General features: G+C 58.8%; 6 protein-coding genes and 1 tRNA gene. All 7 read left to right on the top strand.

Annotation, left to right across the window (positions count from 1 at the left end; translation table 11 throughout):
- On the top strand, positions 1 to 704 hold a 704-nt coding region (gene tolA, locus ACFFAR_RS24395), incomplete at its 5' end, for a cell envelope integrity protein TolA (RefSeq protein WP_174364883.1).
- Between the two features lie 135 nt (positions 705 to 839).
- Complete coding sequence (gene tolB / locus ACFFAR_RS24390; RefSeq protein ID WP_174364884.1) at positions 840 to 2,135, top strand: Tol-Pal system beta propeller repeat protein TolB; 1,296 nt, start codon at positions 840 to 842, stop codon at positions 2,133 to 2,135.
- 44 nt (positions 2,136 to 2,179) lie between these two features.
- Entirely contained in the window at positions 2,180 to 2,686 is a 507-nt protein-coding gene (pal, locus tag ACFFAR_RS24385) for a peptidoglycan-associated lipoprotein Pal (protein ID WP_047845194.1), read from the top strand.
- A gap of 27 nt (positions 2,687 to 2,713) precedes the next feature.
- Positions 2,714 to 3,463 carry a tol-pal system protein YbgF gene (gene ybgF, locus ACFFAR_RS24380; protein ID WP_062167896.1) on the top strand — a complete coding sequence of 250 codons (750 nt, stop codon included), beginning with the start codon at positions 2,714 to 2,716 and terminating at the stop codon, positions 3,461 to 3,463.
- 192 nt (positions 3,464 to 3,655) lie between these two features.
- Positions 3,656 to 3,731 (top strand) — tRNA-Lys (locus tag ACFFAR_RS24375).
- A 345-nt stretch (positions 3,732 to 4,076) separates the two neighbouring features.
- Positions 4,077 to 4,637 (top strand): MBL fold metallo-hydrolase, encoded by a 561-nt coding sequence (locus tag ACFFAR_RS24370; protein WP_375508610.1) that lies wholly within the window; start codon positions 4,077 to 4,079, stop codon positions 4,635 to 4,637.
- Positions 4,592 to 5,004 (top strand): MBL fold metallo-hydrolase (locus ACFFAR_RS24365; protein ID WP_375508609.1); only part of this gene is annotated, 413 nt, incomplete at its 3' end. The genes ACFFAR_RS24370 and ACFFAR_RS24365, both read left to right, overlap by 46 nt.

Below are 5,004 nucleotides of genomic sequence, written 5' to 3'. Positions count from 1 at the left end.
AAGCTGAAGCCAAGCGCCAGCAGCTTGCGGCGCAACAGGCGGCGCAGCAGGCCGCCGCGGCGGCAAAAACCGCTCAGGAAAAGCAAAAACTGGCCGATAAGCAGAAGCAACTCGCCCAGCAGAAGCTCGATCAGCAGAAAGCGGCGCAGCAGGCCAAGGAAAAGCAGGCCGAGGCTGACAAGGCCGACCAGCAGAAGGAACAAGCCGACGCCAAGGCGAAGGCACAAGCAGACGCCAAGGCCCAAGCCGAAAAGGCACAGGCTGAGGCGAAGGCAAAAGCCAAGGCTCAGGCCGACGCGCAAGCGAAGGCCAAGCTCGACAAGGAACGCAGTGCGCGGCTCGCGGCGCTGCAGGGCCAGGCGGGCGGCGGCACGAGTTCGAGCGGCGACGGCCTGGCCAAGAGCGGCACGGGCAGCGGCGCGGGCGGGACGGCGACATCGGCGGGATATGCTGAGAAGGTGCAGCGCCGCGTGCGTCCGAATATCGTGTGGGCCGGGGAGACGGCGGGACTGGAGACCGTGGTCGCGGTGCGTTGTTCGCCGACCGGAACGTTGTTATCGGCGACGATTCGCCGTTCGAGCGGCAACGAGCAATGGGACGAAGCGGCGCTGCGAGCGGTTCAGCGCTCGGACCCCATGCCCGTCGATACCAACGGTCAGGCGCCCTCCGCCTTTACGATCACCCTGCGCCCGGCGGGCGGTTGATCGGACTGGGCTGCGCGGCTCACTATTTTTGTGATGCTGGCGTCCATCGTGTGAAGATTGGGAACGAATTGTGCGATTGGCGGTCTGTTGTGCAGCCGTCAATAGTTTAAATATTGCTTTTTTGGAATCAGATACATGAGTTTGATGACGAAGCTTGGCCTGAAAACGCTTGTTGCCTCCTGCCTGATCGCTGTGGGAACGTCCGCCGCGCAGGCGCAACTCAACGTGCTCGTGACTGGCGTGGGTTCGACTCAGTTTCCTATCGCCACCGCTACTTTCGCCAACGAAGCGAATTCGCCGCAGCAGGTCAGCGCGATCATTCGCCAGGATTTGCAGCGCAGCGGCAAGTTCACGAATGTCGATGCGGGCGGCACGCCGGTGTCGGAAACGGATTCCGTCGACCTTGGCAGCTGGAAAGCCAAGGGCGCGGACGCCTTCGTGTCGGGCAGCGTGACCAAGCTGCCGAACGGCCAGTTCGAAGTGCGCTTTCGCCTGTATGACACGGTCAAGCAGGAAAGCCTGGGCGGCCTCTCGCTCGTGAGCCCGGAAAGCGGCTTGCGCATGAGCGCGCACAAGGTTGCCGACTACATCTACGCGAAGTTGCTGGGCGGGCGCGGCGTGTTCGCAACGCGGCTTTCTTACGTGATCAAGACCGGCGGCCGTTATCAATTGCAGATTTCCGACTCTGACGGCCAGGACGCACGCATTGCGCTCTCCAGCCCCGAGCCGATCATCTCGCCGGCCTGGTCGCCTGACGGCACCAAGGTGGCGTATGTTTCGTTCGAAAAGAAAAAGCCCGTTGTCTACATTCACGATTTGCCGACAGGCAAACGCGTGATCGTATCGAATCAGAAGGGCAATAACAGTGCACCGGCATGGTCGCCGGACGGCCGCAAGCTCGCGGTCGCCCTGTCCCAGACCGGCAACACGCAGATTTTCCAGGTGAACGCAGACGGCAGCGGTCTGCGTCGCCTGACGACGGGCAGCTCGATTGACACCGAGCCGGCTTACTCTCCCGATGGCAATTCGATTTACTTCACGAGCGACCGAGGCGGCGCGCCCCAGATTTACAAGATGTCGGCGAACGGCGAAAGCGCCGGCACTGCACAGCGCGTCACATTCACGGGCAGCTACAACACCAGCCCGCGTGTGAGCCCGGACGGCAAGCAAGTCGCGTACATTTCGCGCGTTGGCGGCGGTTTCAAGTTGTATCTGCTGGACCTTGCGTCCGGTACGGCAACGGGACTGACCGACACCACGCATGACGAATCGCCCAGCTTCGCGGCGAATGGTCAGTACATCCTCTACGCCACCCAGGTGAACGGGCGTGGCGTGTTGGCAGCCGTGTCGACCGATGGTCGTACGCGGCAAGTCTTGTCGCTTCAGGGGGGCAGCGTACGCGAGCCGTCCTGGGGTCCGTTCATGCAGTAAACCTAATGCAATAACTCAAGCAGCAACACACAAGGAGAGTAACCATGATGTCTAAAATTCGTATCGGCTTTGCAGTGGCGATGGTCGGTGCATTGGCCGCATGTCATTCAGGCGTCAAGCTGGATGAAGGTGCAAACAAAGGCGCGATCGGCACGCAACCCGACGCGAACGCAGTTCAACAGGTCAACGTCGATCCGCTGAACGATCCGAACAGCCCGTTGGCGAAGCGCAGCATTTACTTCGACTTCGACAGCTACGCAGTTCGTGACGACTACCAGCCGCTGCTGCAGCAACACGCACAGTATCTGAAGAGCCATCCGGATCGCCACGTCCTGATCCAGGGCAACACCGACGAACGCGGCACGAGCGAGTACAACCTGGCACTGGGCCAGAAGCGTGCTGAAGCTGTGCGCCGTGCAATGTCGCTGCTGGGTGTGGCCGACACGCAAATGGAAGCCGTGAGTCTGGGCAAGGAAAAGCCGCAGGCTACCGGTCATGACGAATCGTCGTGGGCGCAAAACCGCCGCGCTGATCTCGCTTATCAACAGTAATAGAACCAGTCACGGGTGATTCGCCGTATGTTGTATCGCTTCCCTTCGCTGCGCGCGGTCGCAGTTGCTTGTTTGCTGGGCTCGGCCGTGGTCGGCGGATCGGCGCATGCAGCATTGTTCGACGACAATGAAGCCCGCAAGGCCGTGCTCGATTTGCGCACGAAAACGGACGGTCTTTCGAGCCAGTTGTCTTCGGCTCAGCGCACTATCCTCGATCAGCAGAACCGTCTCGACCAGTTGAATCAGCAGGTCGCGACGCTTCGTGGCCAGAACGAGGATCTGGCCAACCAGCTGACCACGTTGCAGAAGCAGCAGAAAGACTACTACGCCGACCTCGATGGCCGGTTGAAGAAGCTCGAGCCGCAGCAGCAGACGGTGGATGGCGTGCAGGGTACGGTGCAGCCCGGCGAGACTGATTCGTTCAATGCGGCATCGACGCAGTTTCGCAACGGTGACTTCAAGAATGCGGCGGCGTCGTTCAAGACGTTCGTGGCGAAGTATCCGCAAAGTCCGTATCAGCCGACCGCGCAGTATTGGCTGGGCAACGCGCAGTATGCGTTGCGCGATTACAAGGCATCGACCGCTACCTGGCAGAATCTGGTGAAGAATTTTCCGACGCATCCGCGGGCGCCCGACGCGCTGCTCGCAATCGCGAACAACCAGATCGAGCAGGGTCAGAAACCCGCTGCAAAGAAGACGCTGGAACAAATCATCTCGCAGTATGGTGGAACCGAAGCCGCGCAGTCGGCTGAAAGCAAGATGTCGCAAGTGAAGTAAGCGTCAGGGTCGTTTGGCATTTGTTTTCGACCCTGATTCGCGCCTCTCGTGAGAAAGCCCGTAGCGTTGTGCTACGGGCTTTTTCTTTGAGTTTTGCGTGTCTTTCTGCCTCTTTTGTCTGTTTCATCGTGCGATGGATTTTTACGCGCCGTTGACAACTAGTGCTCGCTGTGACTATAATTTCGGCTCTTTGGGTCGTTAGCTCAGCTGGTAGAGCAGCGGACTTTTAATCCGTTGGTCACAGGTTCGAATCCCGTACGGCCTACCAAAGACAAGAAGGGCTCAGCGAAAGCTGAGCCCTTTTTCCGTTTACGCGCGGTAACGCCGAGGTTGCATGAGCGCCGATTTCGCAAACTAACGCATGCTGAATTGCGAAACGAGCCCGGCTGAATATCTGTAAAAAAAGGGTTCGCACAGCCGGGATCAACTGCATGTTCGAAGCCGGCTCGCTATACTGCACGCCCTTGACCGTGCGTCCTGATACGCCGATGATCGATAATTCTTCGCCTCCGCTCCTCTGACACTTAGTAGAGCGTATCGAACACGTCGCGCTTTTGGCCAGGATCAGCACCTGAATAATGCCTTTCCGGCCACTTGAACCAGAGTTGATGAAATGCTTCGTAAAGTCGTATCGTTTGTCGCCGTCATTGTCCTGTTACTGGCAGGCCTGGCCTACTACTGTATGTCCTCGCCAGCTGGAATTGCCAAAGCACTGACTGTCTACTCTGCCATCAAGCCATTGAAGGTCGAACCCGTACGCGATGACGTCTATTACGTGACCGGAGGCTTTTCGAATAGTGGTTTTGTCGTAGGCGACACTGGTGTGATCGTCATCGATGCACAGATGTTCGAGCCGGCCGCCAACAAGGTGCTCAAAGCCATCGCCGGGATCACGCCGCTGCCGGTGAACACCATGATCCTGACGCACAGCGATCCAGACCACGTCAATGCGTTGCCGGCTTACCCGCGCGGAATGCAAGTCATCGCCCAGGACAACACGCGGGCGGAAATGCAAGCGGCGCTCGATAACCCCAATGAGAACAAAACGCCAACGCCTCCCGGCTTGAAGGACTATTTGCCGACGAAGAACGTGAAAAGAACGAGAGCCTGGTTGTGGACGGAGTTCAATTGGACTTTCTGCATATTGCGCCGGCCCACACAGATGGCGACCTGATTGTGTACTTACCCGCAAAGAAAATCGTGTTTGCCGGGGACATCCTGACGCCTGGCTCCGGCCCGTACCCTGGCATACACCTCGCAAAACACGGCTCCTCGCTAGGCTGGATCAAGACGATGCAGGCCCTGATCGCGCTGGATGCGGACATTTACATTTCCGGGCACGGCGAGCCGCTTAAACACGACGATCTGCAATCTCGCCTTCAGGCTGCAGTGCAACGAAGGGCTGAAATAGCGCGCATGGTGGCGCAAAACAAAAGTCTGGACGAAGTGAAAGCAATCCTCAACGACCCGGCGCCGACGGGCGTCGAAAAAGGGTTTCCGACGTTCACTGACACGACATACCAGGAACTTACCCAAAAATG

The sequence above is a fragment of the uncultured Caballeronia sp. genome (assembly GCF_964243625.1).
Taxonomy (GTDB): domain Bacteria; phylum Pseudomonadota; class Gammaproteobacteria; order Burkholderiales; family Burkholderiaceae; genus Caballeronia.
The sequence above is the reverse complement of the archived record's forward strand: the minus strand, read 5'-3'. Positions and strand labels throughout refer to the sequence as shown.